The organism is Longimycelium tulufanense, assembly GCF_014645795.1.
Classification (GTDB): domain Bacteria; phylum Actinomycetota; class Actinomycetes; order Mycobacteriales; family Pseudonocardiaceae; genus Longimycelium; species Longimycelium tulufanense.
This window is the reverse complement of sequence record NZ_BMMK01000007.1, coordinates 19,906-46,709: the sequence shown is the minus strand read 5'-3', so window position 1 is coordinate 46,709 and position 26,804 is coordinate 19,906. Positions and strand designations below refer to the sequence as shown.

Here is a 26,804-nt window from a genome sequence, read left to right as displayed (position 1 = left end):
GAGAAGCCGCAGACCGACACGTTCCGGGCGACGCGCTGCCGTCAGGGGCCAACTCAGCGGGGCCGACACCCTGACGGCAGGCAGGATCTTCGGTGTGGCTCGCCGCCGAGGGGACGGCGGGCACTAGTGGACGTGTCGGAAGCTTCCTACCGAGGGCTTGACCTTGGCGATCTGACTGTAGGGATGAACGTCCCCGTACGGCGGGTGGTACACCGGTCGCCGGCAGTGGTGGTCCACGTACATCCTGATCGCGTGGCGGGAGTTGTTCCAGACGGAACGGGCGTGAAGATCCACCGACTGGCACCGGCCCACCCGGCCCGGGTGCAGTTCCACGCTTCGACCCCGGAAGTCCGGGTACTTCCAGAAACAGATGTGCTCCCTGGTGCATTCGTGTGGTGCCGATGTCGGGCCGGTGGTGTCGGCCTGCGCTCCGGTGCCGACGGTGAGGGGTGCGAGCGCGAGGGCCGCAACCACCACCGTTTTCCACTTCTTGGCGAAGTGCATCGAGGTCACCTCATCGTATCGTGGCAAAATGATCATCGAGGATAAAATGGGCGTGCAGCCGGATCAGGTTACTGCCGATGATGCGGCGCCCACAAGAGTTAATTTTGGCGATGGGTCACGAGTGTCGATTCCGTTCGAGAGGCATTGATCTTCGGGTTTTATTGCGTTGTTGATGTTCGCCTACTTGTCGCCGGTGACTGTTTCTCTTGCCGATTCACCGGTGTCGCGAAACGGTGAACCGGTTGGGATGCGCGCTCGCGCCCAAGAGCTGGTCCCGCTGCGGCGATCGGCGGGATCCCGCCTGGGAGCTGGGGAGACTCTTGGGGCGTAGACGTCCCGGCGGGGTTCCCGCGCGAGCCGAGCGGTACTGGCCGAATGGAGGGAACGACTGCCCTGAGCGGAGAAGCTGCACTGCTCCTGTTCTCCCCATATGAGGACGTCATAAGCATGCCATGTGGTTACGACGAGGCGTGAACCAGGGATCGAAGTGACGACGAAGATCCCTCGTACTAAGCAGGTTCGTACTATCCTGCCGCGCAGGTCGCCGCTCCAGTTGCACACGGTTGGAGCTCGTATGAATGACCGACAGAGCCCTCGTCCCGGTACCAACTCTCGTCATATTCTGGACACCATCGGCACGTCGCCCATGGTCCGTCTACAACGGCTGACCGGGGCGCATGACGCGCCCGTTCTGGTCAAACTTGAACGAAGCAACCCCGGCGGAAGCATCAAGGACCGTCCCGCCTGGCACATCGTGCGGCAGGCGGAGGAGGACGGCCGGTTGGGCCCCGGGGGAACGATCATCGAGTCCTCGTCGGGGAACTTCGGAATATCGCTGGCCATGATCGGCGCCGCCCGGGGATACCGGGTGATCATCATCGTCGATCCCAAGACGACGGCGACGAACCTGGCAATGCTGCGGACGTTCGGCGCGGAGGTGATCGTGGTCGACGAGCAGGACGACACCGGCTCCTACCACAAGACCCGCATCGCCCTGGCCAACAAGCTGCACCGGGAGATCGAGGGATCCTTCCGACCGGACCAGTGCTTCAACCCCCTCAACGCGCGCGCCCACTACCGCGGTACGGCCGTCGAGCTGGTCGACCAGGCCGGCCCCGAGCTGGCCGCCGTGGTCCTGACGGTGAGCACGGGCGGCCAGCTCGGTGGGGTCTCCCGCTACCTGCGCGAGCACGCACCACAGGTGCACGTGGTGGGGGTCGACGCCATCGGGTCGACCATCTTCGGCGGAACTTCGGGCCCCTACCTGATCCCGGGCGTCGGCCTGGGCTGGACCCCCATCAACCTCGATGACCTGGCGCGCCTGGACTCGGTGTACAAGGTCGCCGACGAGGATGCGTTCCTGGGCTGCCGGGTCCTGGCACGACACGAAGGCATCCTGGTCGGGGGCTCGACCGGGGCGGCGCTGTGCGTGGCCCTGCGACTGGCCCGGCACTACGGTCCGGACCACTGCGTTGCCCTGGTCGCCGCCGACAGCGGCGAACGGTACCTGCAGACGATCTACGACGACGGCTGGCTGACCTCACACGGGCTGAGCGTGACGACGTCCACGGTCGAACTACACCGGCGAGTGGATCGCCTGCGGCCCTACAGCAACCACCCCGTGGACACGGCGAATTACCGCCCCGAACTGGCCGCGGAGCTTGGCTCACCCAACGGGCGGTGCGCCACTGCCGCCGGCCGTCCGCGGTGGTGAGGACCGGCCAGCCACGGGGGCGCGAAGCCCGGTCCGGCGCCTGGTCGGTCCCGGGCTTCGGCCCGCTGTGGCTGTCACACACCGCGGATGCCTGGGCGGTGTCGCTGCTGCCCGCCGCGGTGACGTTGGCGTTGGTGCACCGTGGGGAAGGGGCGGGCGCGCTCGGCGTGGTGCTGGCCGCCAAGACCCTGGGGTTCGTGGTCGCCACCGTCCCGGGCGGCATGATCGCCGACCGGTGGTCCCGCCCCGGCGCGATGACGCTGGCCTGCCTGGTGCGAGCGGCTGCCGCCGCGATGCTGCCGATTGCGCTCCTCGGACCTGGATGGGCGGCCGCGGGCTGTGTGTTGTTGGCTGGCGCGGGGGAGGGGGTGTTCCGCCCCTCCTACCAAGCCATGGTCGGCGACGTGGTACCCGAGCCACAGCGACAGTCGGCCAATGCGTTGTCCACGATCAGCTTCCGGCTCGCTCTCGTCCTCGCCCCGGGCATGGCCACCACGATGACGCTGTGGACCGGTTCGTGGACGGTGCTCCTGTTGACCACGGTGTTGTGGGGTCTGGCCGCCCTCGCCGTGCTGCGACTCCCCAGCCGCCGGGCCCATCCCCACGACACGGAGTCGATCCTGGGCCAGTTCCGGTCCGGCGTGCGCGAGGCTCGTCGCCACCGCTGGTTCGTCGCGGGCCTGCTGATGCTGGTCGTCGTGCTCAGCGCCGGGGAGGCATCCCAGCTCGTGCTGCTCCCGGTGATCAGCCGCGACCGGTTCGGCACCGAGGTGGTCTACGCCGCCGCGCTGACCACCTACTCGATCGGAGCCTTGACCGGCGGCGCGGTCATGACACGCTGGATCCCGAGGCGCCCGGGGCTCGTCGCCGTCATCGGTCTGGCGCTGTATGCCGGGATTCCGCTCGCCCTCGCGTTCTCCTGGGTGGTGTGGCCGGTGCTGGTCGCCTACTTCGTGGCCGGGGTGGGGATGGAGCTGTTCAACGTCCCGTGGTTCGGTGCGGTCCAACGCGAGGTCGATCCGGCGTTGCGTGCCAGGGTCTCCTCGCTGGACTTCCTGGTGTCCTACTCGATGAGCCCGCTGGGCCTGGTGTTGCTCCCGATCGCGGTCTCGTCGTGGGGCATGCAGAGCGTGCTGGTCGGCACCACGGTCGTGGTGCTGGTGGCCGGCGCGGCCAGCCTGACCGTCCCTGGCATGCCCCGGTTCCACACCCCGCCAAACCGTCGCGGCCCGCACCACCGGTCCGACCGAACACCTCGGCCCATCCCCGGTGATGCCGCTCGGCAGGCGAGCGGTGGACGCGCCTCACCCACCTGAACACGCCGAGGCCACGGGAGGTTGGTATGCGACGGTTCGGCGAGCTCGAAGCGGTGATCATGGATTGCCTGTGGACCTGGCGTCGACCGGTCACCGCGCGCGAGGTCGAACGGCACCTGCGTACCCGGCGCGAGATCGCCTACACGACGGTGACCACCGTGATGGAGAACCTGCACCGCAAGGGTTGGTTACGGCGGCACCGGGAGGGGAGAGCCTATGTCTACCAACCCGTTCACAGCCGTGAGGACTACGCCGCCCGCCTGATGCACGAGGCCCTGGTGCTGAGCACGGACCACGGCACGACCTTCGCGCACTTCCTGCACCGCATCAGCGCCGAAGAGTCCCGGGCACTGACCAGGGCCTTGAACCAGCTTCGCCGGGAGCACGGCCGGTGATCATCGCGCTGGTGCTCCTGGGGTGCGGCTTGGCCCTGGCCTCCTGCGGGCAACATCTCATCCAACCGGTCACGGCGCCGGCGCGGCCACCGCTGTGGGGGATGGTGACGTGGCTGGTAGCCGAGGTGTCCGCGGTGTCGTGCTGGATGCTGGGCGGGCTGCTCCTGGCCTGGCCCGAGCTGCTCATCCCCGACGAGCTCAGGGAGTTCTTCGCCGCCTGCATTCCGTTCCTACGGCAGACGGTGTCCAGTCCGTACTGGACGATGCACGTAATCGGCGTGGGGGTGACCTGCGCGGCGGCCACCCGTCTCCTCTGGTGCCTGACGACGACGCTGGTCGACACGGGCCGGCGGCGGAGCCGTCACGCCGAGGCCGTCAGGTTGGTGGGCCGCACCAACCCGAGCTTGGCGTGCGTGGTCGTCGACGAGGGTCCCGCGATCGCCTACACCGTGCCCGGACGGCCACCGTTGGTAGTGCTCACGCGGGCCACCCTGCGCCTGCTGCCACCCGAACAGCTGGCCGCGGTCCTGGTGCACGAGCGCACCCATCTCGCCGAGTACCACCACATTCCCACCGACCTCGCCAGGGGGCTGGCGCGCGCGTTCCGGCTGCCGCTGTTCGCGGTGGGCGCGGCCACCGTGCCAGCCCTGCTGGAAATGCGTGCGGACGAGGCCGCGGCACGACAACACGGGCGCCGCACCGTGGCCGCCGCGCTGCTGTCCCTGGCGGGCGAACGCACTACCCAACCGGCTGCATTCCCCGGCGGCGCCCCGATCACCACTCGCCTGCACCGGCTGCTCACGGCCCCCAAACCGTGGTCGACCTGGCTACGGACCCACGGCCAGCCCTTGCTGTACTCGCTCACGGTCGGTCTCGGTCCTTACTGCACGGCCGCCGTCTTCCTGATCCTGGCCGCCGGGATACACCTGGTGGTCTGCCCAGATCCGGGCACGGCATAGCCGACTACGAATCGGAAGTCAGGGCCGCGATCCACAGCAGGCGTGCGATTTGCGCCTCCTCCGCCGGGAACACACCAAGCCGGTTGTTCGTCAAATGGATGTGATGAAAAACCAGGAGATAGTCGGTCCGCCGGACCTTCCTCCTGTCCGGCGAGCGCATGAGCGCCCAGAAATCGTTGGCGTAGTTGGTCAGGACATGTCGGGTGTGATCGTCGGCCATGACCACGTCGACCTGTTCCCGCAACCGGTGCGCCCGGGTTCGCGCTGCGACGTCGTCGGGGGACAGGCGCCCCTTCGACGTTTGCCATGTGCGGCTCGACGTCGCATAACCGGACCAGCTCCACGCGTATTGGTGAAGGAAGGGGACCTGGTGTGCGCTGGGCAGTCCCTGCACCATGAGTGCGGTGTGCGCGGCCCCGTAGAGCGGGCGTGCAGCGCGATGTCGCGGCCCGGCGCAGGACACGGCGACCTCGCTTCCCAGCTGCAGCAGACGTTCCGCGAAGGCCACCCCGGCCGGGCCTCCGAACTTGGCGTACTCCGGCTCGTAGAGGCGCTTGACGAACCACCGTTCCGCGGATCCCTCGGGCACCGGGCCGGTTCTGTCGTATGCGTCGAGTGCGGTGGCGAATTCGTGGTCCAGATACTCCTCGCAGTCGTCGAGGTCGCGCTCCCTCGTCCCCAGTCGCAGGCGCAGGTGTAGGCCGGCAGAGTCCATGTACTGCAGGAAGAACCACCGGAGGTCGGGGACCGAGCCGCGCAGGGAACGGATGGCGGGCTTGACCACCCGCTCGATGAGGTCGCTGATCTCATCCAGCCCGGCCACGTAGACGCGGTAGTAAAGCCAGCTGGGTTGACGCAGGGGCACCGTCATCTCAACCTGCCTCGGTGTGGCGCACGAGGGTGATGAACTCGGTGGCGATCGCGTCTCCGGCGCTGTTCCGCCACCAGTGCTCGTGGCGGGACGGCAAGGCTTCGACGAACTCCACCGAGCAGGATCCGGGATCGATCTGTCGCAAGGCCGAGCAGACGACGGAGGCGTGGTCGAAGTCGACCCACTGCGGCTTCTGCCGAATCGTGCCCAGTGCGTCCGAGATCGCCTGGTCGAGAAACGTCTCGCGGGGGATCCCTTGCCTGCAGCGCCATTGCTCGACCTCGGCGAGGAACTCGACGGGGGACATCTGGGACCGGGGCCTGGGCAACTCGCCGGGGTGCAACCGCCACCTCGCGCGCCGCCACACCACCCGACCATGTTGCACCCGAGGATAGTGGGTGACCTCACCCACCGGCGGTGCAAGATCTCGCCGTGGGAGAGGGGGCGGGTCGTCGGGCAGGGCCGGCGTGAACACCCAGGGGTCCGACAGCAGGCACAGCAGCTGGTCGACTCCCCGCAATGCCTGAGGCGGAATGGACCCGACGTATGCGAAGGATGCCGGCCCCGACGCATCGCGAACCTGCAAGGTGTCGGTGTGCTGGTCGTAGGACAGCGAGAAGCCCCGAAGGTCGACGACACCGGGCTCACCGGTGGCCAGTCCGGGTCCCCAGGCGAGGGAGGGAAGGGAGTCCAGCGCAGGACGTTGGAAGGTCACCCAGTCCCCCTGTGCGGACAGCTGGTACACGCGGCACCCCGGATACTGTTCCGCCAGCCATGATCCGATCGGCGCAGCGAGCTGGTCGTGCAGGACGGGCAAGCAGGACCATCGCGCCAGGAGGCCGGCGAAGCCGTTCCAGATCCCGTTGATGACGACGGTATAGTTCCCGCGCTCCACCGCGGCGAGGTCCTCGGCGGCCAGTTGGAAGAACACGGTGCTGGCGGCGTGCCCGACCGTTCCGTGTCCTCGCATGGCCGCCGGAGACGGCAGGGTGTCGCTCGGCCGTTGGAACTCGCGTTGCAGGTTCTCGATGCCCGCCCGGCCGTCGGCTTGGGCGTGGTTCAGGAAGTCGTACAGAAACCCGAGTAGGTCCGGCGCAGTTCCTCCCGCGCCGTGTCGTAGGACGAAGTGGTCGATGAGCCTGTCGTAGAGGGCACTGCGACGGGTGCGGTGAGCCTGCCGGGAGGCGATTTCCCGAAGGTCGGCACGAATCGGGTCGGGCAGCGGTGGATTCCGATCCGCATCGTGTGCGACCAGCTCATGGAAGAGAGGAGCCGTGGCCGTCCACCGTGGCGGACGACGCCCCAGTACACGGAAGCCCTGAGAGAGCGTGCGTCGAGTACGTTCGGCGGCGGTGGCACGCACTCGGGGGTCCTGGGTCTGGGCGATGCGTTCCTCCAGACGGGCGAGCTCGGTGACGGTCTCGTCGAGCAGACCTCCGCCGATCCGCTCGAGCAGCCACCTGTGGAACGCGCGGAAGTGGCGGCCGTCGCGTAGTCCCCACGGCGTAATGGGAAGCAACAGACCCTCACTGATGAGGCGGCGCACACGCCGCCAACTCATCCCTTGCGCAACAGGTGTCCGCAGGGGGAACCGTTGCGGAGGTAGATGCGCAACGAGCTGGTCCGCTGTCCCACAGGCGGTCTGCTCGTCCGCACGCAGGAAGGCTCCGTGGGAGAAGAGATATAGCGGGAGCAGTCCCTGGAGCGTGTCGCCCACACGCCGAAGGCTCGGGTTACGGATGACCTCGATGTCGGACGGTCCTTCGGGATGTTGTGCCCACGAGCGGAACAGCTCCAGTGCCGCCGAGCGCGAGGAGGACAGGGAGCGCCGCTCGCGGTGATCGCGGGCCGGCATCCTGCCCTCTGCCGCCCAGCCCGTCACGCCCAGGGTTGTGAGGAAGCTGAAGGGGCTCGTCTTCACCGCGGCCCGGGTCAGGTACGCCGTGGCGGTCCTGGCAAGCCGTGAGTCCCATGCCGGGGCCGGGCGGGCAGCCCCGTCCAGCAGCCGGAGGGTGAACGGCGGGCTGGCGAGTGCCAGGCCAAGAGCGATCTCGGGATCACGGAGCCAGTCCCGGGTCACCGTCCAGACCGAGCTCAGTTCCGCCTCCGCGGCACGCTCGGCGGCGACCATGTTCTCGACATGCTGCTGCAGGGCAACGAACCACTGGTGTAGGCGGCGTTGTGCTGGTTCGGCCAGGTGGTCGCCGACGGCCTCGATGTCCCGGGCCTGGCCGCGTCGGTGCCGCAGGTTGTGAACGTCGCGCCGGAGTCGCAGCGCGGCGCGCCGAACGTCAGGAGAGCCGTCCAGTTGGGGCACGAGGTCGTAGAGATCCGCACCGACTTCCTCGGAGAGCCGCTGCGCGGACACACGGCGCGTCAGCGCCGATCGAAGGCACTCCATGGTTCGAGGTGTCGCCGTCGCGTCGAGGGCACGGACCGGAAGGCCGCACGATCGGACGATGACGGCCGGCAACACGGGCTGGGCGGCGACGAGCGTCTCCCTCTGCTGCTCGGGGTTGCGGGTCAACATGAGGGCGTTCCCTCCACGGCAGATTCGGAACGGCCGACCTGGCGAAGGAGTCGCTGTGCTTCGTCGGACCAGTGTGGATCGTTGACAGGCCACCATCCGACGGCCGATCCCTGGTCGGTGGTCGACCCCAGTTTCTCGGTTGGCAGGCTGCCCAGTAGGAAGGCGCCGACCACAGGCTCACACAGACGACGCAGGCCAAGTGCGCCGCTCACCAGATCGGCGCTGCTGTCTCCGATTGCGCAGGGCGCGAGACCCATGGCAGTGGCGACCAGGTACATGTTCTGGTACAGCACTCCGACATGCTGGGTGGTGAGTCGGTAGGCAATCGAGGGATACTTCCACGCCACGCGGTGGAAGCGGGACGTGACCGCGATCAGAATGTCGGGTGGAGTGTCTGCTGCCATGGATCTGCGTGCCGCGTCGAGGAGTTCGTCACGGCAGGACTGGTCATCGTTGACCAGGTGCAGACGGTGCCCGACCGGATCGTAGAAGTAGATTGCCTCGGCGATTCCCCGACAACGACCGATGACCAGGTACAGCTCCAGGTCGTAGCACGATCCTCCGGAAGGGTAGGGCCGGCTCGACCCTTCGTAGGGAAGGCCGACGGTCCGGTCGGGCCCGTAGGTGGCACGGACGCGCGCCACCCGGTACAGGAACTCGCCGACCTGTGGGGCGGTGATCGGTTGCTGCCCGTAGCTTCGTACCGAACGGCGGCCCTCCAAGGCTGTGGTCAGTGCCGGGTCTGTCGCCAGGAGTTCGGCCAGGGTCGGATGGTGCAACTCGACGACCGGGGCGTCGGTCATGGACCTGGCTACCGGCTGCGGCGCGATCAGGTCGAGGAACGGAAACGGCTCGTCGTGTGCGCGGCTGGGGTGGCCCACCCTGCTCCGCTCGTGAAAGAGCAGGTCGTGGAACTCCCACTGGGCCAGGACGTCATCGTCATCGGCTGCGAACCGAACCTGATCATCGATCATTTCACCGAGATCGACGAAACCCAGTTCGGCCAGTGCGCGTACCAGTGAGGTGCTGGCCGTGTTGGGGAGGTCCGGGGCGGGCAGCTGAGCGATGGGGACAGGTTCGGCGAGTGTCGTGACCAGAGCGGTGGCAGCGGGATCTGTGAGCAGGCACTGGTGCTCGGTTCGAGCGGACTCCAGTGCCAGGTGGTGACCGGTTGCCCGAAGGAGGGTGAAGCGGGACAGTCGCACAAGGGTCTGTGGCGTGACGGTGACTGGCGCCAGTGCGAAGTCGACGGTTGGCGTCTGGATTCGCAGGAGCTCGCGCGTGTCGTGCATGACGCTGCGGTGCAGGAGCCCGCGGAGCCGTAGGACAATGGAGACAAGCTGCTCCTGCAGTGCCGCATCGAGGTCAACCATCAGCTCCGACAGGAGTAGCGGCCGCGCGGTGATCCGCTCCAATGCCGAATGCAGCTGCGGGTGGAGGCGACGCAGAAGGCATACTGGTCGGTTCTTGGAGAGGACCACGGTACCCTCGGTGCGCCGCTCGAGGTCGATTCCGCCGCGGAAACCAAGACCGTAGTGCCCGGGCAGTGTGGAGGGAGGCGCCGTCATGGAGACGCCTCCACCGAGTCGCAGGTGAGAAGGAAATTATCGACGCGACGCCAGGCGAGGGCGCACGCCGTCGCGTCGTACTCCGTGAGATCCTCGTCCATATAGAGGTGACCCTGTGTCTCGTACACGAAGGTCTGCAGGTCGTTGCCTTGGGCCCGCATGAGTGGGACCCACGAGTTCACGGGAAGTTCCTGGCGGTCGAGGTCTCCTTGCGACACGTGAACCTGAACGGGACACGACAACTGGCCGCCGGGGATGCCGAGCCCCTGCAGCAACACCAGGCCCCGGGCGAGACGGTTCCGGGCGGCAAGTTCCTGCGCCAACCATGCACCGAGGGAGAAGCCGAGATAGACGGTTTCGGCGGGCAGCCGCGACGCCGCAGCCGACGCCCGCCGAAGGAGCTCCTCGGCGCCGATGGAGTCGCGCACGTCGAGCCCGCGCCTCGGCGGCTCGATCGCCCCGCAACCGTACAGGTCCGGTGTCTCCACTCGGTGTCCTTGCTCGCGAAGCCGGCTGGCGGCGCGATGAACGGAGGGTCGCAAGCCGTAGGCCGAGTGGAGCATCAACACAGTCGCCATGACCCGGGGCCACCTCTCCATCTCATCACCGGTCGAGAACGAGAACACGAACCGGTCTCCTCTGGGGAGCGGTCAGCGGTGGGTCGGCGGGTCACCGGGTGACCTGCCAACCGGCAGGGACAAGGAGCGCACCGTCAGGCTCCAACCCACACCCCCAGTCCGACACCCGCGGCCTGCCCAACTCCACCCACTCCGTGACCAGACTCGCCAGGAGATCGACGAGTTCGCCGTCGCCACCGCTCCAGAGACCGTCCGGGGTCAGGAAGACCCGTTCCCCACGATCCACCAGGCCCATCCCGTCCAACGGACCCTGCGGAGAGAGCAACGTGACCTGTTGCACCTGCCCTGGTGCCAGGACACCGAGTGCGAACCACAGGTCCTGGAACCGGGACTCGTCCAGGGCGGTCAACGGGCCGGGCAGCGAGCTGCCCGACAGGGGCTCAGGTCCCTGCTCAACAGACCACTGGTTCCAGGGACGTGGGTGAGGATGGAGCCTGCCGGCCGCGGGCACGAAGCCGGAGCACGCGAGAGGACGGCCGACAAGCCGGTTCGATCCGGTATCCCGGAACGTCATCAGTGGGTACAGACCACCGTGCAGGACAGGGGCCAGGACCAGTCCGCCAGCGCGGAGCTGGCTGGTCCACTGTGGTGGAATCCCGCTGACGCCCACCGTGGCGACGATCCGGTCGTAGGGTGCCGCAGGGGGGTGCCCGAGGAAACCATCCGCGATCACCACCTCGGCGTTGCCTGCACCAAGACGGAGGAGTGCGGCACTGGCTGCCTCGCCGATTTCCTGGTCCACCTCGACACTGGTCACGGTGCCGGCGGGGCCCACGATGCGACCGAGAAGTGCGGCGTTGTAGCCGGTGCCCGCGCCAATCTCGAGCACGGACATGCGGCTGCCCAGGAGCAACTCCTCCAGCATCATCGCCATGACACTTGGCCGGGAGGAGGAACTCACCGGAAGATGGTCCTCAGCCGAGACGTGGGTGACGAGAACAGTGTCCTCGTAGACGGTACGGAGCAGGTCCTCGGAGGCTGGAGAGCTTCGGGGCACTGCGACCAGCGAGACGGAATGGTCGGGTGTGACCTGGAGGAACCGGCTCAACGCCAAGTGACGCGGAACCGACCGGAACGCCGACTCCACCTCCGGAGAACGGATGGCACCGAGGGCCCGCAACCTATGTACCAGCTCCTCCTGGTAGCGGTGCCCGTGAACATCCGAGGTGGAGTGATCCATGATGTCTCCTGTGGGAAAACCCGATTCATCCGCTGCTGCTGGTGGGACGCCGTCATGACAGCAGCAGGGCGGAGTCCCAGGCAGGTTGGTCCGGTTCGGGGAGCCCGATGGCATAGCTGATCAGCGCGAGCGCGGTCCCCACGGCCCCGTCGATGAACCCGGGCCCCTCAGGCACGAGGCTCTGGTTTGCGCCGGGCCGATGGAAAGCAAATGGTGCCGACGGGTCGTGGAACTCCAGAATACGTTCAATCAACAGACGTATCGTGGCATCGAAGCTGTGGCACCCAGTAAGTTGTGCCAGGCGCAGCAGCAACTGGAGTGCGCCGGAATAGCCATGACAGAGCCCGATCGTGCTCATTCGCCATGTGTGGGGCTCTTGTCGACAGATGACCTCGGCCGCTTCAACGGCGCAGCCGGTCCACCGCTCGACGTTCAACGCCCGTCCGGCATGCGCGAGCGCGGTGATGACGCCCGATGCGCCGTTGCACCATGCCGGCCTCGTCGAGGGTAGTTTCGGAACATACGTGGCGGTCTCGGGGTGCCATTGCATCGAGTACGGCCAGCACAGTGTCGTGTCGTCTGGGCATCGCCACGACACGAGTGTGTCGGCGATCCTCCGGATCGCCGTGTCGTGGTCGGGGACGACCACGCCGGCCCGGTGGGCCAACGCGAGAAGAGACAGTATTCCTGCGAGGCCATGCGCGGCCCCGACAAGCACCTCGTCCCGCTCCTTGTCCCGTGGGTCAATGGGCGCGTCAAGGAGGTCGACCGCGTACCGGGCAAGGCGGGTGACGACCGCTGCGGCTACCTCGGCGTGTTTGTCCAACCGGAGCAGGAGGTAGCGACCAAGTCCCGAGAGGCCGAAAATCAAGTCGTGGGTGGGGTCCGGTCGTGTTCCGGACAAGGGGTCGTCCCGGTCTCCCTGCGCGTCGGTCCGAAGAAGGTCGCGGGTCACCTCCGACACACGCTCGTCGAGCTGGGCGAGGAGTGACGCGTAGTTGGCAGTGCCCGCGGCCGCGAGATGGGTTGCGAACGCCAGGGCGGGCAGCCCGTAGAACAGGCACGGACGTTCCGTCGCCTGCTGGAGGGCAGACGTCGCGGCGGACAGATGGCGATGTGTCGCGTGGAGCCGTTCGCTGCTGTCGTGCGCGTCGAGGTGGGCGAGGAGGAGAACGATGCCCGGGTGTCCATCGACAAGCGATACCGGAGAGTGCGGGACACCGGTGTCGCGGACCGTCGACGGGTAGGTGGCCGCGAACTCCGCGACTCGTTGCGGGGAGGTGATCCGATCGGCGACCACCAGGGCCACGTCACGAGCGAGCTCACGCATTCAGAAGCCTCCCGTTTTTGTGGCGTGTCGTCCACCTGGAACACAGTTGGGTCGTTCTCGCCCGCCACGGAGCCGGGCACCGGGTGGACATTGGGCAATGGCGAGTAGCCGGCCGCGCCAGCGGGTGCGTCCCGAGAAGGGCTCGGGACGCACCCGTGGTGCTCTGGCGTTGGTCCAGAACGTCAGTTAGCGCAGCAGGGCAGGCTGGAGAGCGTGTGGCAGGCCGGGGCCGGCGGGCGCGACTGCTCGCCATCGAACAGGGTCGCGTCGATGATCTCCAGGTCGAAGTCCCCGTAGCTCGGGTTGGGCATGTTGGCCGACGCCGCACCCATGTTGTTCATCTTCGTTCTCCCTTTCCTCTTGCTTTCCTCTTGCGGTATGTCTTCGGCCCCGATTGGTGAGCAGGGTTCATCGCGGGATCTCGGCAAATCGGGACGAAGACAGAAATGATCGGCTCGCGAGCCGCGTCCGACGCTAGACGGACCTTGTTGGCCTGGCAAGAAGGACACCGGTGGGGAGCGAGAGTGCCGGATCTTCGTGGGCGCTTCGTTGGTCGGCCTCACCTGGGAAAGTAAGTGGTTCTTGAATGGCTCATTACCTCCCGGTAGTCCGCCAGATGGCGGATATTGGTGGCACGATCTGGAGATCTGGATCGGGAATGCGGGGTGGTCGTGATTGGGGGACCCGGTGGTTATCTCCGCCAGGTCGCTGACTACCCGGTGGTAGCGATCTTCCCGAGCGGTGGTGAGGAAAGTTTCGTTTTCCCAGGTGGGACGTTATCTGTGGATGGGGAAGCGATGAGGGGCGGCATGGGATCTCCAGATATGTCCCCTTGCCGTCGCCGATCGTCCAACTTATCGTCGGTGTGGCGTCTCGCATGCCATGTGTTGCTGGCTTCCTCTTCTTCTCCGTCGAGGGTCCGGCACAGAATGTGGTGAGGGAGCGGTCTGGGTCGGTTAACGGTGGGGGAGTATCGGCGTCAGCTCCGGGGTCCTGACGTGTCGCAAAGACCGGGTCGGTTGCTCGTCGTCATCGCCACACCACTGTCGAGGTTGCCCAGCTACAACGGAAACGAGGAGGTTCGTGGTGTCGATCCACATCTTCACTGGACCGACACTGAGTCGCGTGGACGTGTTGCGGGAGATCGACACGGCGCACGTCCATGGTCCGGTCAGTCATGGCGACCTGTTGCGGCTCAACCTCGGAACGGGGGACCTGGCGCTCCTGATCGACGGGCTCTACCACCATCACGCGCCGGTGCGGCACAAGGAGATTCTCGAGGTCATGGCGAACGGCGCCACAGTGGTGGGCGCGGCCAGCATGGGTGCGCTGCGCGCCGCGGAGCTGCACCAGTACGGCATGATCGGGATCGGACGAGTCTTCGAGATGTACCGCGATGGTGTCATCGACTCCGACGACGAGGTCGCGGTGGTCCACACGCCCCTGCCGGAGTGCAGGCGTCTCAGCGAAGCACTGGTCAACATCCGCCACGGCGTGTCGGTCTGTGTTGAGGACGAAGTACTGACCGGCCCCGAAGCCGAGGAAATTTTCCGCGTGGCCAAGGAACTGCCGTACTCAACACGGCGCTGGGCCGTGGTCGAGCATGTCGTGTCAGGCCGGCACCCCACACTTCGGCGAGCTGTGCAGGCAGCACGGGCCTTCCTCGCGGATCACCCGGAACACGCGAACCTCAAGCTGCGGGACGCCGCGTTGGCCATCCAGCGTGTGCGCAGCGGCACCCTCTCCTCATCGCGTCCATCCTCCGAGGACTGGAGGCGATCCGCGGACTGGCGCACGGTGTACCTCCGAGACTGGATCGGTGAGTTCACCGGCGTGGAGGTGGCCGGCGCTCACGTCGGACATGCAGCCGTCCTCCGCTACCAGCAAATCTACGACCGCGACTTTCCACAACGGTGGGAACGGTACGTCCTGGAGCGCATTGCCCGGTCAGCCGAGGACACGTCGGGAACTCACAACCATACCCGTGATCGAGCGCTGGCGGTCGCACGCTCCAAGAACGTGGTCGTTCACCGCATGTCTGCCGAACAGCGAAGCGAGTGGCTCACACCGAACGAGGAGGAGAAGTACTCCGAGGACGAGGCGATGATCCGTGTCCTGGTGCGCGCCTCGCGGTTCAGCCTCGACTTCTCCCGGCCGGAGGTCGTCGACGGTGCACTGCTGAGGAGGACACAGGACACCCGGTCGCGCATAGCGGAGGTCTCCGCACTGAACCACGAGCTCGCGAGCAGGAACCCCGCCATGCACATCGACAACCTCCGGTTCGACAAGCTTCGGGAGCACCTCGCGGAGGTCTGGGGCCTGGACCCCCACGACGGTGATCGAGATCTGACTGCGGCCGCACGGGACCGGGGTTTGTCGTCCCTGACGGAGGCGGTTGCGGCAGCACGTCCCTTCTTCCTACTGAGCCACACCCGGACGAGGGCACGGTATCACTCCGGAACAGTCTCAGCGGAAAGGGAGATACATGCCTGAGCAGGTCAACTCGGCCTCGGCAAAGGTCTACTTCCACGGGACCCACCGGGTACGGTCACCGGAAGAGACATGGGAGACCATCGAGCCAATCCTGTCGACGTTCGGCATCACGCGGATCGCTGATGTGACCGGACTCGACATTGTCGGCATCCCTGTGTACACGGCCTACCGCCCGCTCGCCCGGACCCTGAGCGTCTCACAGGGGAAGGGGTCGACGTCGCTGTCGGCCAGGATCTCGGCTGCGATGGAGGCCATCGAGTTGTGGCACGCCGAGTACGCGTGGACTCGGCCAGATATCCGGAGCGCACCGGCCGCGGATCTGAACCTGCCGTACCAGTTGGACCAGTTGGGCAACCTGGCGCAGAGCCTCCTCAACGACCACGTTCCACTGGACTGGTCGGTCGCCCGTGGCGTGCGCAGTGGAACAGAGGTCCCGGTCCCATTCTCGTTGGTGCACCTGGCGTTGACTCCGTCTCCTACCTGGACCCCGTCCGGCCTGGCAAGTAGCAGCAACGGCCTCGCGTCGGGCAACTCCTACCAGGAGGCGGTGGCCCATGCGTTCTACGAGGTGATCGAACGCGATGCGATCGCCCAGCTGACCAGTTCGGGCCGGGACGGCCGGATCACCGTCGATCCGGCCACGGTGAGCGACCCGACCTGTGCCGAGTTGATCGCCAAGATCCTGTCGAACGGGATGTTCTTTGAGATCGCGCTGGTGCCCAACCGCTGGCGGATCCCCTGTTTCGTCGCCCACCTCTGGAGCCAGGACTTCCCCACGCTGGCCGCTGGAGCCGGTGCGCACTCGGCACCGGGTGTCGCGTTGTCCCGGGCGGTCACCGAGGCGGCACAGAGCCGGCTCACCGCGATCAGTGGGAGCCGGGAGGACCTGGCCCCGATGTACTCGCACGTTCGCAGGGGAGAGGTCACCGAGCCGGCGCCGGCACCCGACCTCGTGCCTTTTGCGGAGGTGACGGGGTCGTTCACCGTGGGTTTCGACGACGTGGGGGCCGAGGTCGCGTGGCTGGGATCGACGGTGGAGGCCCAGGCCGGGACCGAGCCCGTCGTGCTGGACCTCAGTACCCGCCGCGACTTCGCGGTGGTGAAGCTGATCTGCCCGGGTCTGAGCGCCCCACCGGGGCACGACATCCCGTTCGCGGTCCGCCGGGCCTTACCGCGAACGTCCTGACCGCGGTCATACCGGACCGAAGACCGGGATCGTGCTCATCGCCAGCTGACCACGGAAGGGTTTGTAGACATGACGCAGCAGGAAGAACGGGCCGTGCCGCACGCCGGTCCCGCGGACGTGCCGGGGCTGCTGGCCTGGGCCCGACAGATGCGTGACCACAGCCCCGTGTTCTTCGACCAGAAGATCAAGAGTTGGCAGGTGCTACGGCACGAGGACGTCCTGCGTGTGCAGTCCGAGTCGAAGACCTTCTCCGCCCAGCTGCATCGCGCGATGCCCCTGGGCGACCCCGGCCGCGGCAACCTCGCGTTGCTGGATCCCCCACAACACCGGCAGGTTCGGACGCTGGTGAGTCGCGCGTTCACGATGCAGAGCGTCGAGCGACTGGCACCACGCATCACCGAGCTGGCGACGGAACTGCTCGACACCGCAGCCGAACAGGACGAGGTCGATCTGGTGGCCGCGTTCTGCTATCCTTTGCCCGTCACGGTGATCAGTGAGCTGCTCGGAGTTCCGCCCAGCGATCATCAGCTGTTCCGTGACTGGGTCGACACTCGGTTGTCGGTGCCGTTCGACCGGACGACCGACGAGCCCATGGAGCCTGCCCTCCGGGAATCCGCGGACGAGCTGAACGGCTACCTGGCCGGCCACGTCCGCGACAGGCGACGTCGTCCCCGCGAGGATCTCATCAGCCGGCTGACCACCGCCGAGGTAGCGGGGGACCGGCTCACCGACGAGGAGATCGTCAGTTTCGCGGGGCTCCTCCTGCTCGCCGGCCACGCGACGACCAGCCTGGTGCTGGCCAATGCCGTGCTGTGCCTGGATGAGCACCCGGAGGCGGCGGTAGCGCTGCGGAACGATCCCACGCTTCTGCCCAGCGCACTCGAGGAAGTCCTGCGGTGTCGGCCGCCGGCACCGTACAACATGCGGGTCACGACGCGGGACGTCGAGTTGCGCGGCTGCCTCGTCCCCGAGGGTAGCCTGGTGACCGCCTGGTTGCTGTCGGCGAACCACGACGAACGTCGTTTCCCCGATCCCCACCGGTTCGACATTCGGCGTAACCCCAACCCGCACCTGAGTTTCGGACACGGTGTGCACTTCTGTCTGGGTGCTCCGCTGGCACGGTTGGAGGTCCAGATTGCGGTGGGCCTTCTGCTCAGCCGGTTTCCGCGCCTCACAGTTCAGCCTGAGGTCAGCATGTATGAGGGCTCCGGGCTGGCTCAGGTGCGCCGCCTGCCGGTGGCCTTGCGAGGCTGATGCCACGGGACGGTGGTCGAGTTCGACGTGAGTGCGGTAGTTCTTGGTCCAGTAGGAGATCCCGCGCGTTCCCGGTCATGCTCGGGGACCTGCCGGTCGAACTCCACGCTGGGTCACGCGTCGACGGGGCAGGCGAGGTCTCGGGCGGTCGGGCAAGGTCGGTTCGCCGGTGCGGTGCCGTTCGGCTAGCTCGTGCTGCCGGGGTTGGTCCTGGCGGCTGCCGCGCGAGCGATGATGGCTTCGACGACGTCCGTCTTGGCGTCGGCATAGTGCTGCATCGTTGGCCACGTGCGCCTGGCCAGTTCCCGCTTGGTTCGCGCATACAATGCGCGCTCGTCCTCCCGATCCCGGAGCCGGTCACGCAGGAGCAGGTAACGGTCGATTTCCGGAGAACCGGGCGAGAAGACGTGGACGTGCACGTCCTGGGCCGGTGTCCGCAGCATCCGGTGCTCGTAGAAGTCCGGCTCGCGGACGTGCATCTCGTACCCCGCCGCCTCCAGGGCGGGTACGTAGGTGGTCTCGTCGCCCGAGTCTGCCACGACGAGCAGGATGTCGATGATGGGCTTGGCGGCCAGGCCCGGGACCGAGGTGGAGCCGATGTGTTCGATCCGCAGCGCGCGAGAACCGAGCGCGGTGCGGATCCGCTTCTCCTCCGCCGCGAAGCGGTCCACCCAGTGAGGGTCATAGTCCACCACGACGATGGTGCACGGCTGCGCGTCACCCTTCGAGGGCTGCGCCCGCTGCTGGGCCGAATCGTGCTCCATCACTGTAGCCTTTCGACAAGCCTGGACGACCGTGCGACGTGTCCGGCCGCTAGCTGCTGCCGTTCCTCGAACGCGTCGGTGGCAACCAGTACCCCGCGCTGTGGTAGTCGACGGGACCGAAGGACGACTTGAACCGGGTCACGCCCGTACCAGGATAGGTGTCACCGAGATGGAAGTAGTCCCGGCCCTCGGCGCAGGCTTGTTCGATGGCCAGGGCGTGCAGGTAGGTCTGGCCGTGGATAGGGCCGGAAAGCCGCTTGTCCATGGCGTTGGCCAAGGCGAAGGTGTAGCCACCATGTGACACGGTGATCAACGCGGTCGTGGTAACTCCCTCGTGCCAGAGCACCCATACCTGGCACGTCGCTCCCAGGTGCCGGACGACCGAGGTGAAGTAACGGGTGGAGTACTTGCGGTTCACCCGAAGACGCGTCAGCCAGGCTGGGGTGTCGCCCTGTGTCGCCCACCGCTCCACCGACTGCCGGTAGAGGCGGTCGAAAATCGGTAGCAGGCGACCGGTCGAATCACATTCCACGGTCAGCGCCGCCTGCCTCGCCTTGCGGATGTTCCTTCGCTTCGAGCTACTGAAGCGTTTCCAGACCGCCTCGACACCCGCACGCAGGTCGATCGTCTGCACCATGCGGGGCTTGCGCCGTGCTGCGGTCGGTATCACCGCCGACCACACGTCGTCGTGAACCGGATGCGGCCGGAAGTACGTGGCACGCACCGACTGGCCGGCCAGCCGCTCCACCACGGCCGCGGCCTGCTCCTTGCTGATCCGGCCCTGGTCGCACAGGGCTCCGCCGATATCCCAACCGATCGGCCAGGATCCGTTGGTCGCCAGCCGGGTGGGAAGGTATCGCTTACGCACCAGGGGTACGAGGATCCGGTGCCCGTCCGGCCATTCGTAGAGCTGGCTGACGTCGGTGTAGCGGCCACCGTCGCAGACCGCGTCGAGCCACTGGGGCGTCTGGGTGGGCAACGCGTAGGGATCGGAGTCCGCCAGGCTTCGCCAGACGGCCCTGGGCACCGGGCTGGTCACCCGGACCCCGTCGAGCGCTGCTCGAGTCGACACGCCTGTCCTCCTTCACCGTACCCCGCTGCCTGAATGAACCCGTCCGTGCGGCCGACCCGGCTCCCGGGGCAGGGAACGGGTCAGCGCCACATCTCGACCTGGATGGTGAACCGCGGATCTGGGGCGGAACTGGTCACCGGGGCGACGGCGTGCCAGGAGCGCTCGGACTGGGCGAACAGGACCGAACGGCCGCCGGCGGGGAGGATCGACTCATACGGCGGGGTGCTCAGGTCCACGCCCTCGCGGACCTCGAACGCGCCTCCGTGGTCCGGGGCCCAGGATTCGTTCAGGTACAGCACGTGCGTGGCGGACTTCTCGCTCTTGTCGGTGTGCGAGGACACCCAGTCGCCCGGGGCGAACACGAAGAGCCCGACGTCGAATGCCTCCGGTCGGATCGTGGCGCCGACGGTGCTCTCCACCCAGGACCGGTAGTCGTCGGTGTCGACCGCGGCGACGAAGTCGACCCAGGCCGGACCGAGCCGATCCAGAACAGGCAGCCGAACCCCCTTGTCGACCAGCGGGAGCACGTACATGCCGTAGATCTTGTCCCCGCCGTCGAGGCGTTGTTCCCGTTTGAACACCTCCAGCGGAGGGATGTCCTTGCGCAGCCGGGCGCGGTTGTCCGGGGTGATCAGGTCTTCCACCACCGCCCAGGAGTACGGGGTGAGGTGGGCTTGCACCGGTGCGGTGAGGTTCAACATGACAGGACACCTCTGGTTTGTGGGCTCGACAGTGCAGGGACTAGACGGGGAGTTCCGGGGTACGGGGACCGAAGGAGACCTGCGGTGTTCCTTCCCGACCGGGTGCACGGCTGCGCAGGATCTGTATCTCGGTGAAGGGCTCGCACTGCTCGGTGGCGGTTCGCCAGATGATGTCCGCGACCTCGCCAGGATCCATCATGGTGCCGTAGTCGAGGGCCAGGCCGGTATGGAACTCCGGAATCGCCAGGCCACCGGGATTGACGAGCGTGACCCGGCTGTCGGGGTGCCGGCGGAGCAACTCTGGTACGAGGTTCCTGGTGCAGTGCGCCTGGGCCGCCTTGAGCGCGCAGTAGAGAGCTTCGTCGGTACGGCGTCGCCAGCCGGACGAGGACGCGATGGTGACCAGATGGACGGGTCCCGGCACGGCATCGAGCAGCCGGCGCAGCAGAATCAGGGGACCGGTCAGGAGCAGGCTGGTCAGCCCGTCGATCTCCGCATCGGAGGTGTCGGCCAGCGGTTTCTTCAGAAACGCGCCGGCCACCCACAGGATGCGGGCCGGGCCGGGCAGGTGCACGTCGCAACGGTTGACGCTGTCGCGATCGCACAGGTCCACGTAGCGTTGCTCGGCTCCGGGAAGCTTCTTTTCGGGGATCTTCTCGGCCGAACGGCCGTACACCACGGTGTGCAGGTCTGCGCGGTGGGCCCGGAGGGCGAGCTGGAAGCCCAGACCGCGAGTTCCTCCGATGATTCCCGCCGCCTTGACGGGTGGGTAGTGCTCGCCGGTCATCGCGGGTACCTCGTTTGTCAAAGAAGATGACTATCCCGTGCACGAGTACGTCGAGTGCCTCGGTGGTGACGTGCGTGTTTCCTGCCCGAATCCGGCGCCTTGGCACCGTTGCCGGTGGAGCACAAATTCTCCCTCATGCTAATGCGCGACGGCGAAAGCGTGGATGTCACGTTTCGTGGCGTGAAATGCTGATTCTTGGTGAGGGCAGCCGTGATCCCGGTTGCGGCCGGTCCGGTGATCTGGGGCCCGGTGCCGTGTTCGGCGGCATCGTTCAGGCATCGCGCGGGGCGGTGAGGACGGGCAGGACGAGGCCGAGTTCGCGGCGGAGGAAGTCCAGGGCGGACACGACCAGGGGTGCGATCAGCCGGCCGCGGAGCTCGTCGGACACCGGTTCCCAGCCAAGGATGTCGCCGTGGGGTGAGGTTCTGGTGCGGACCACTGCGGTGGCGGTGCCGCCTGGCGGTGTCGCCCGCCAGGTGTCGGTGGGATCGAGGGTGAGCTCGATGGTGCGATGCTGCGGTGGGACGGGGTGCTCGAGCGGGAGCTCGACCCAGCCACCCCGGTAGGTCGCCAGCGTGGCGAGTGCCACCTCCTGGAACCAGCCGCTATCGATCGCGCCGTCGTCGCGTTCCTGGGCCAGCCGGTTGACCAGCGACAGGTGCAGTTCGGGACGGTGCTGTTCGATGGTTTCGAGCCCGCTGCCCAGTCGGGCGTTCACCTCGGTGGGGACGAACCGGGTCCCGGTCAGGATGCCGTCAACGGTGAACCCGCCGCGATAGTCCAGGACGTCGCGGAGGGCTTCGCCGACCTGGCGCGTGGTGGCCCGCAGGAGTCGCTCGGCGTCGGGGGAGCAGTCCCAGTAGGTGGCGGTTCCGGTGAAGACGAACTGGTGGTTGTGGTCGCGCAGGACCACCAGTTCCAGCGGCCGCAGGGCCACGAGGCCCGACGACATGACGAGCCCGTGGACCGTGCACGGCCAGCCCTCCACGAAGGACATGACCCGCACCTGGTCGCACCGGCGGGCGAACCCGGGCGCGCACCGGGCGGCGTCCGCCGAGTCGCGTACCCACCGGATTCCGGAAGCGCTGCCGTGAATCCCGGAGCGGGTGTCGGCCGCCCAGACCGTGCCGGCGCCGTGGTCCAGCTCCCGACTCGCGCGGGCGAGCGCGTCGGGTTCCGGGGGCACGATCAGGGAGGGCGCGGCCGGGATGCCCGCCCGCGCCCACACGTGATGGATCCAGGTTTTGTCCTCGGCTCGGGCCCAGGCGTGGCGGCGCCAGCCGTAGCGTCGTCGACCCGCGAACTGTCCGGTGGGTAGGTCGCGGGTGTCCAGCACCCACGCCTGACGGTCGGGGTCGAACCGGTCCAGCGCCGCACGCAGGTCGGTGGGGGGATCGGCCAGGAAGGTGTCGAACCGGGGGCCGAGCTCGCCATGGGTCCGCCCCGCCAGCCCGACGTTGTAGCAGGTGACGTCGTTGCCGAAGCGCACGTGGGGCTCGACCGTGCCGGCCACGGCGAACACCCCGGCCGCGCCCAGTTCGACCAGCTCCCGTGCCAGCCGAACCAGGCGCGAGCCGGAGGTGCTGAGCACGACATACCTCCGTCCCCGGAAATAACGACGGAGCAAAGTGACGTGCCCACCGGCCGGGCTACCGCTTCGAGGTATCTGGGCGTCGCAGGGTTCCTGGGCGTTCACTGAGTGGCGGCCAGCAACAAAGGGCGTCACGCCGTAACCTCTCTTGAAGGGTGGCCCGACCGGTGACTGTTAATTTATCGACCCCGTACTTGTGCAACAAGGTGGTGTTTCGCCGTATAGAACGGTATTGGTGAAACAGAGGGCACGACGTGGGTACGGGGGTAATGCGTGGGCAGGTCGTGCTTCACCTGTTTTCTGGTGTCGCGTTGGCGCGGGCTTCACTCGGCTTTCGACAGCGCCGTGGCCGGGAGTTTCCGGCTGGCGTGGCGGAGTACCGGGATACCCAGCAGGATGAGGCCGGTGAGCGTCAGCCACAGCACCGCGTTGCCGAGTCCGAGCAGGAGGGTGAACAGCGCCGGGGCGACGACGGAGGAGGCTCCCCAGGCGGTCTGGAACAGGGAGCTGTAGCGGCCCCGCAGGTGTTCGGGCCCGACGTGGTAGGCCGCCGCGGTGATGACCGGCATCGCCAGGACCTCGCCCAGCGCACCGATGACCGAGGCGACCAGCACCAGCCCGGCGGCCAGGTTGCTCCCCAGCAGCGTGCTCGGGGCCAACGTGAGGAAGGCCAGCGCGAAGACCAGGCACGCGAGGACCAGCATGCGCAGGCGGGAGGTGCGCGCACCGAGCCGGAGTACCGGCTTCTGGCTTGTCGCGAGTACGACGTTGCCCGACACGATGGCGGCGGCGGGCAGCCACGCCGGTCCGCCGAGCGCCTCCAGCACGACCAGCGGCACGGCGACGACCAGGCTGGACGCGGCCAGGGAGAACACCATTTGTACCAGGCAAAGCAGCAGGAAGGGCCGGTCGGCGAGGACTTGGCCCCAGTGCTGGCGAGCCGGCGTGCCGGGCGTGGGCGGGTCGCGGGTGAGCTGGGTCGACAGCCGCATCGTGGCGGCCACGAAACCGGCCGCCACGGCGAATGTCACCGCGTTCAGGTAGGCCACCAGGTGCAGACCACCGGGGATCTCCGCGACGAAACCGGCGACCCCGGCGCCGATTCCCAGGCCGATCACGCGGACCACGCTCTGTGTTCCGAGCAGGTGGTCCAGTTCCCGGCCACCGGCCATGCTGCCCAGCATCGGTGCGTTGGCCGACCAGAACATGCGGTCGGCCGAGGCGGTGACCGCGACCACCGCCGACACCTGCCAGGCGTGTCCGACCAGGGGGTAGAGCGCGAAGCTGACAACCCGCAGCAGATTGCTGGCCAGGATCACGGCCGCGGGGCCGTGCCGATCGACCAGCCCCCCGCTCAACGGCCCGACGATCAGGCCCACCACCGAGCCGGCGGTCACCGCCGGGCCCGCCTGGGTGAACGGGATCTCCTGTGCCCTGATGAAAAAGATCAGCCCGAAGGGGAGCCAGATCCCACTGCCCAACGTGTCGATCAACAGGGCGAGAAGGTAGAGACGACGGCGTCGCCCATGGTGTCGTCGGCCGGTGTCCTCATGCTCGGGGTGGGTAGCAGGCGCGTTGGTGCTCATCACGTCCGTCCGGTACGCGGGCATGCTGTGCCCGCACCGCCTTGGCGAGCCAGCCGTTCTGGTGTGTCGAAAAACCGGCCGGTCAACCCGGCATCCCGTGCGCGAGACCGCGGGGACTCAGGCGAAAGCGCTCATCACGTGCTTGATCCGGGTGTAGTCCTCCAGCGCGTAGCTGGAGAGATCCTTGCCGTAGCCGGAGTGCTTGAATCCGCCGTGGGGCATTTCGGCGACGAGGGTGAGATGGTTGTTGATCCACACGCAACCGGAGTCCAACTGGGGTACCAGGCGCATGGCTCGCGCGTGGTCGCGGGTCCACACGCTGGCCGCCAGGCCGTGCTCGACCCCGTTGGCCAGGCGCACGGCCTCGTCCTCGGAACCGAACTGCTGGACGGTGATCACTGGGCCGAAGATCTCCTGCTGCACGATCTCGTCCTCCTGGCGAACTCCCTCGATCACGGTGGGGGCGTAGAAGAATCCCTCGGTGCCGATCCGGCCCCCGCCGGCGACCACCGTCGCGTGTGCGGGAATCTCCTTGACCAGCCGGGAAACCCGGGTGAGCTGGTCGACATTGTTGAGCGGACCGCAGAACGCCTCGGTGTCCGACGGCGTCCCCACCCTGGTGGTCGCCGCCTGGGTGGCCAGCTCCCGCACCAGCGCCGGGTACACCGCCGGGGCGGCGATGACCCGTGTCGCGGCGATGCAGTCCTGCCCGGTGTTGAAGTAGGCGGCCGCGGCGATCCGCTGTGCCACCCACTCCACGTCGACGTCGTCGAAGACCAGGACCGCCGCGTTGCCGCCCAGCTCCAGGTGCAGTCGCTTGAGCCGCGGCCCGGCCGCGCCGGCGACCTCCCGGCCGCCCCGGATGCTTCCGGTGAAGGAGACCAGCGCCGGGGTCGGGTGGGTCACCAGCTCCCGCCCGGAGTCCCGGTCGCCGCAGACCACGTTCACGGTGCCGGAGGGCAGGAACCCCGCGGCGATCTCCGCCAGCAGCAGCGTGCTGCTGGGGGTGGTCTCGGCCGGCTTCAGCACCACCGTGTTCCCGGCGGCCAGCGCCGGAGCGAGCTTCCACACCGCCATCATCAGCGGGTAGTTCCAGGGCGTGACCTGTGCACAGACCCCCACGGGTTCCCTGCGCACCATCGAGGTGTGGTGGGGTAGATACTCCCCGCTCGCGCGGCCCTCCAGCATCCGCGCCGCTCCGGCGAAGAAGCGAAGCTGGTCCACGGTGGGTGCGACCTCCTCCTCGGCCACGATGTGGCGGGGCTTGCCCGTGTCCGTGCACTCCGCGTCGATCAGCTCCTCGGCACGCTCCTCGAGGGCGTCGGCCACGCGCAGTAGGGCACGACTACGGTCGCCCGGAGAGGTGCGACGCCAGGTGGTGAACGCCCGTTGCGCGGCGGCCACGGCGGTGGCGACGTCCGTTGCTCGCGACAGAGGTGCGCTGCCAATGGCGCGTCCAGTGCACGGGTCGATCAGGACGCTGCGCCTGCCCGCCCGGGAGTCGAGGTAGGCGCCGTCGATGAAGTTCTTGACCACATGGGGGTCGTTCCGCGGTTCCCGCGTTGGCAGGGCGTTCGAGACCACAGTCGTGGGGCCGGGCAGGTCCCTGTCGGTGATCTCGACCGCGGGACCATGATTCTCGTTCAAGGTGTTCGCTCCACATCCGGTAAGAGACAGCTACGGTGTCGCGACGCAACGGGTGGGAACCCCGCCTCGGCGCACCCGCGCAACAACGGCTACGGCTAGGCGTCGTGATAGAAGATGACTTGGGCGGACAGGCGCTCGCGCGCTCCCTCGGCTCGTTCGACCGCGTGCCAGGAGTTGCCGGCGCGCGGCAGGATGACGCCGGTGTTGCAGGCTGGCGTGACGCGCCGCACCACGTCCGAGGCGTCAGCGGACCCCAGCAGGACGAGATGGCCGCCGTCCTCGGGCAGCCAGTCCTCGTTGAAGTAGATGATGTGCGTGACAAGCTTCTCCGGCTTGTCGACATGGGGGTCCAGCCAACAGCCAGCCCCATACCGCCACAGGTTGACCTCCACGGGCGCAGAGCGCAGTGGGAAACCGGTCAGCGCCGACAACGCGTCCCGATACTGGTCACCGACGACATAGTCGACGAAGTCGCGCCAGAGTCCTGGAATGTCGGACGCGGTGCCGTCCGCCTCGGGATGCAGGGTACGGACCCACATGTCGTAGGACTTGTCGGGCGCGCTCCGGCTCACCCGGGCAAAGCCGTCGCGGGGAAACACGTCGCGGAGCTGCGTCGCCACCGCCGACGGGAACGGATCGGGAACGTCGTACCAGGGAAACGGAACGCTTTCCGGCTTGGCGTTCGCCAGCGATACGAATCCTGCGGTCATCGAATCCT

At 67.5% G+C, this 26,804-nt stretch carries 23 protein-coding genes; 7 read left to right on the top strand and 16 right to left on the bottom strand.

What is annotated here, in order from left to right; all coding sequences use genetic code 11:
* Window positions 1-123: 123 nt before the first annotated feature.
* On the bottom strand, window positions 124-504 hold the full coding sequence (locus tag IEY55_RS09640) for a peptidase inhibitor family I36 protein (protein WP_229686238.1): 381 nt from the start codon (window positions 502-504) through the stop codon (window positions 124-126).
* 574 nt (window positions 505-1,078) lie between these two features.
* Between IEY55_RS09640 and IEY55_RS09635 the strand changes: the two genes are divergently transcribed.
* Genes IEY55_RS09635 through IEY55_RS09620 form a run of 4 tightly spaced genes read left to right on the top strand, consistent with a single transcriptional unit; the run spans window position 1,079 to window position 4,888 of the window.
* The gene (locus IEY55_RS09635) at window positions 1,079-2,218 is read left to right on the top strand and encodes a PLP-dependent cysteine synthase family protein (RefSeq protein ID WP_189056211.1); all 1,140 of its coding nucleotides are present in this window, start codon (window positions 1,079-1,081) and stop codon (window positions 2,216-2,218) included.
* Window positions 2,215-3,534 carry an MFS transporter gene (locus IEY55_RS09630; RefSeq protein ID WP_189056210.1) on the top strand — a complete coding sequence of 440 codons (1,320 nt, stop codon included), beginning with the start codon at window positions 2,215-2,217 and terminating at the stop codon, window positions 3,532-3,534. The genes IEY55_RS09635 and IEY55_RS09630 overlap by 4 nt, the downstream gene beginning before the upstream one ends.
* A gap of 26 nt (window positions 3,535-3,560) precedes the next feature.
* A complete protein-coding gene (locus IEY55_RS09625; protein WP_189056208.1) occupies window positions 3,561-3,929 on the top strand; it encodes a BlaI/MecI/CopY family transcriptional regulator in 369 nt (122 codons plus the stop codon).
* Window positions 3,926-4,888, top strand: coding sequence for a M56 family metallopeptidase (locus IEY55_RS09620; RefSeq protein ID WP_189056206.1), 963 nt, complete (start codon window positions 3,926-3,928; stop codon window positions 4,886-4,888). The genes IEY55_RS09625 and IEY55_RS09620 overlap by 4 nt, the downstream gene beginning before the upstream one ends.
* A 4-nt stretch (window positions 4,889-4,892) precedes the next feature.
* Here IEY55_RS09620 and IEY55_RS09615 read toward each other — a convergent pair whose 3' ends face one another.
* The 7 genes from IEY55_RS09615 to ntaA all read right to left on the bottom strand — a co-directional run bounded on the left by IEY55_RS09615 (window position 4,893) and on the right by ntaA (window position 13,346).
* Complete coding sequence (locus IEY55_RS09615; protein WP_189056204.1) at window positions 4,893-5,759, bottom strand: thiopeptide-type bacteriocin biosynthesis protein; 867 nt, start codon at window positions 5,757-5,759, stop codon at window positions 4,893-4,895.
* Window position 5,760: 1 nt separating this feature from the next.
* Entirely contained in the window at window positions 5,761-8,289 is a 2,529-nt protein-coding gene (locus IEY55_RS09610; RefSeq protein WP_189056202.1) for a lantibiotic dehydratase, read from the bottom strand.
* Window positions 8,283-9,857, bottom strand: coding sequence for a SagB/ThcOx family dehydrogenase (locus IEY55_RS09605; protein ID WP_189056200.1), 1,575 nt, complete (start codon window positions 9,855-9,857; stop codon window positions 8,283-8,285). Before IEY55_RS09605 ends, IEY55_RS09610 begins: the two co-directional genes overlap by 7 nt.
* The gene (locus IEY55_RS09600; protein ID WP_189056198.1) at window positions 9,854-10,435 is read right to left on the bottom strand and encodes a dienelactone hydrolase family protein; all 582 of its coding nucleotides are present in this window, start codon (window positions 10,433-10,435) and stop codon (window positions 9,854-9,856) included. Before IEY55_RS09600 ends, IEY55_RS09605 begins: the two co-directional genes overlap by 4 nt.
* 91 nt (window positions 10,436-10,526) lie before the next feature.
* On the bottom strand, window positions 10,527-11,675 hold the full coding sequence (locus IEY55_RS09595) for a protein-L-isoaspartate O-methyltransferase family protein (protein ID WP_189056196.1): 1,149 nt from the start codon (window positions 11,673-11,675) through the stop codon (window positions 10,527-10,529).
* 52 nt (window positions 11,676-11,727) lie between these two features.
* Window positions 11,728-13,005, bottom strand: coding sequence for a lanthionine synthetase LanC family protein (locus tag IEY55_RS09590; RefSeq protein WP_189056194.1), 1,278 nt, complete (start codon window positions 13,003-13,005; stop codon window positions 11,728-11,730).
* Window positions 13,006-13,187: 182 nt separating this feature from the next.
* The gene (gene ntaA / locus IEY55_RS09585; RefSeq protein WP_189056192.1) at window positions 13,188-13,346 is read right to left on the bottom strand and encodes a nocathioamide family RiPP precursor; all 159 of its coding nucleotides are present in this window, start codon (window positions 13,344-13,346) and stop codon (window positions 13,188-13,190) included.
* Between the two features lie 745 nt (window positions 13,347-14,091).
* Between ntaA and IEY55_RS09580 the strand changes: the two genes are divergently transcribed.
* The 3 genes from IEY55_RS09580 (at window position 14,092) to IEY55_RS09570 (ending at window position 17,938) form a co-directional block, all read left to right on the top strand.
* On the top strand, window positions 14,092-15,498 hold the full coding sequence (locus IEY55_RS09580) for a TfuA-like protein (RefSeq protein WP_189056190.1): 1,407 nt from the start codon (window positions 14,092-14,094) through the stop codon (window positions 15,496-15,498).
* A complete protein-coding gene (locus IEY55_RS09575) occupies window positions 15,491-16,684 on the top strand; it encodes a YcaO-like family protein (protein ID WP_189056188.1) in 1,194 nt (397 codons plus the stop codon). The genes IEY55_RS09580 and IEY55_RS09575 overlap by 8 nt, the downstream gene beginning before the upstream one ends.
* Before the next feature lie 69 nt (window positions 16,685-16,753).
* Window positions 16,754-17,938, top strand: coding sequence for a cytochrome P450 (locus IEY55_RS09570; protein ID WP_189056186.1), 1,185 nt, complete (start codon window positions 16,754-16,756; stop codon window positions 17,936-17,938).
* A 185-nt stretch (window positions 17,939-18,123) separates the two neighbouring features.
* Here the strand turns inward: IEY55_RS09570 and IEY55_RS09565 are convergent, their stop codons facing one another.
* The 8 genes from IEY55_RS09565 to IEY55_RS09530 form a co-directional block, all read right to left on the bottom strand.
* Window positions 18,124-18,702: a GrpB family protein gene (locus IEY55_RS09565; protein WP_189056185.1), complete on the bottom strand. Its 579-nt coding sequence runs from the start codon at window positions 18,700-18,702 to the stop codon at window positions 18,124-18,126.
* A gap of 49 nt (window positions 18,703-18,751) precedes the next feature.
* Window positions 18,752-19,774 (bottom strand): GNAT family N-acetyltransferase, encoded by a 1,023-nt coding sequence (locus tag IEY55_RS09560; protein ID WP_189056183.1) that lies wholly within the window; start codon window positions 19,772-19,774, stop codon window positions 18,752-18,754.
* Between the two features lie 80 nt (window positions 19,775-19,854).
* Window positions 19,855-20,475, bottom strand: a complete 621-nt coding sequence (locus IEY55_RS09555; protein WP_189056181.1) for a 2OG-Fe(II) oxygenase — start codon at window positions 20,473-20,475, stop codon at window positions 19,855-19,857.
* A 40-nt stretch (window positions 20,476-20,515) separates the two neighbouring features.
* On the bottom strand, window positions 20,516-21,262 hold the full coding sequence (locus IEY55_RS09550; protein WP_189056179.1) for an SDR family oxidoreductase: 747 nt from the start codon (window positions 21,260-21,262) through the stop codon (window positions 20,516-20,518).
* Window positions 21,263-21,533: 271 nt separating this feature from the next.
* Window positions 21,534-22,853 carry an ATP-grasp domain-containing protein gene (locus IEY55_RS09545; RefSeq protein ID WP_189056177.1) on the bottom strand — a complete coding sequence of 440 codons (1,320 nt, stop codon included), beginning with the start codon at window positions 22,851-22,853 and terminating at the stop codon, window positions 21,534-21,536.
* A gap of 323 nt (window positions 22,854-23,176) precedes the next feature.
* Complete coding sequence (locus IEY55_RS09540) at window positions 23,177-24,463, bottom strand: MFS transporter (RefSeq protein WP_189056175.1); 1,287 nt, start codon at window positions 24,461-24,463, stop codon at window positions 23,177-23,179.
* A 93-nt stretch (window positions 24,464-24,556) separates the two neighbouring features.
* Entirely contained in the window at window positions 24,557-26,023 is a 1,467-nt protein-coding gene (locus tag IEY55_RS09535) for an aminobutyraldehyde dehydrogenase (protein WP_444543289.1), read from the bottom strand.
* A gap of 158 nt (window positions 26,024-26,181) precedes the next feature.
* Window positions 26,182-26,796, bottom strand: coding sequence for a 2OG-Fe(II) oxygenase (locus tag IEY55_RS09530; protein ID WP_229686217.1), 615 nt, complete (start codon window positions 26,794-26,796; stop codon window positions 26,182-26,184).
* Window positions 26,797-26,804: the final 8 nt, after the last annotated feature.

Bases quoted from the DNA above. Each gene is read 5' to 3' on its own strand.
- IEY55_RS09625 (WP_189056208.1), top strand. From the start codon at position 3,561: ATGCGACGGTTCGGCGAGCTCGAAGCGGTGATCATGGATTGCCTGTGG.
- ntaA (WP_189056192.1), bottom strand. From the start codon at position 13,346: ATGAACAACATGGGTGCGGCGTCGGCCAACATGCCCAACCCGAGCTAC.
- IEY55_RS09550 (WP_189056179.1), bottom strand. From the start codon at position 21,262: ATGACCGGCGAGCACTACCCACCCGTCAAGGCGGCGGGAATCATCGGA.
- IEY55_RS09575 (WP_189056188.1), top strand. From the start codon at position 15,491: ATGCCTGAGCAGGTCAACTCGGCCTCGGCAAAGGTCTACTTCCACGGG.
- IEY55_RS09530 (WP_229686217.1), bottom strand. From the start codon at position 26,796: ATGACCGCAGGATTCGTATCGCTGGCGAACGCCAAGCCGGAAAGCGTT.
- IEY55_RS09635 (WP_189056211.1), top strand. From the start codon at position 1,079: ATGAATGACCGACAGAGCCCTCGTCCCGGTACCAACTCTCGTCATATT.
- IEY55_RS09565 (WP_189056185.1), bottom strand. From the start codon at position 18,702: ATGGAGCACGATTCGGCCCAGCAGCGGGCGCAGCCCTCGAAGGGTGAC.
- IEY55_RS09605 (WP_189056200.1), bottom strand. From the start codon at position 9,857: ATGACGGCGCCTCCCTCCACACTGCCCGGGCACTACGGTCTTGGTTTC.
- IEY55_RS09640 (WP_229686238.1), bottom strand. From the start codon at position 504: ATGCACTTCGCCAAGAAGTGGAAAACGGTGGTGGTTGCGGCCCTCGCG.
- IEY55_RS09600 (WP_189056198.1), bottom strand. From the start codon at position 10,435: ATGGCGACTGTGTTGATGCTCCACTCGGCCTACGGCTTGCGACCCTCC.
- IEY55_RS09540 (WP_189056175.1), bottom strand. From the start codon at position 24,463: ATGCCCGCGTACCGGACGGACGTGATGAGCACCAACGCGCCTGCTACC.
- IEY55_RS09555 (WP_189056181.1), bottom strand. From the start codon at position 20,475: ATGTTGAACCTCACCGCACCGGTGCAAGCCCACCTCACCCCGTACTCC.
- IEY55_RS09570 (WP_189056186.1), top strand. From the start codon at position 16,754: ATGACGCAGCAGGAAGAACGGGCCGTGCCGCACGCCGGTCCCGCGGAC.
- IEY55_RS09615 (WP_189056204.1), bottom strand. From the start codon at position 5,759: ATGACGGTGCCCCTGCGTCAACCCAGCTGGCTTTACTACCGCGTCTAC.
- IEY55_RS09610 (WP_189056202.1), bottom strand. From the start codon at position 8,289: ATGTTGACCCGCAACCCCGAGCAGCAGAGGGAGACGCTCGTCGCCGCC.
- IEY55_RS09595 (WP_189056196.1), bottom strand. From the start codon at position 11,675: ATGGATCACTCCACCTCGGATGTTCACGGGCACCGCTACCAGGAGGAG.
- IEY55_RS09590 (WP_189056194.1), bottom strand. From the start codon at position 13,005: ATGCGTGAGCTCGCTCGTGACGTGGCCCTGGTGGTCGCCGATCGGATC.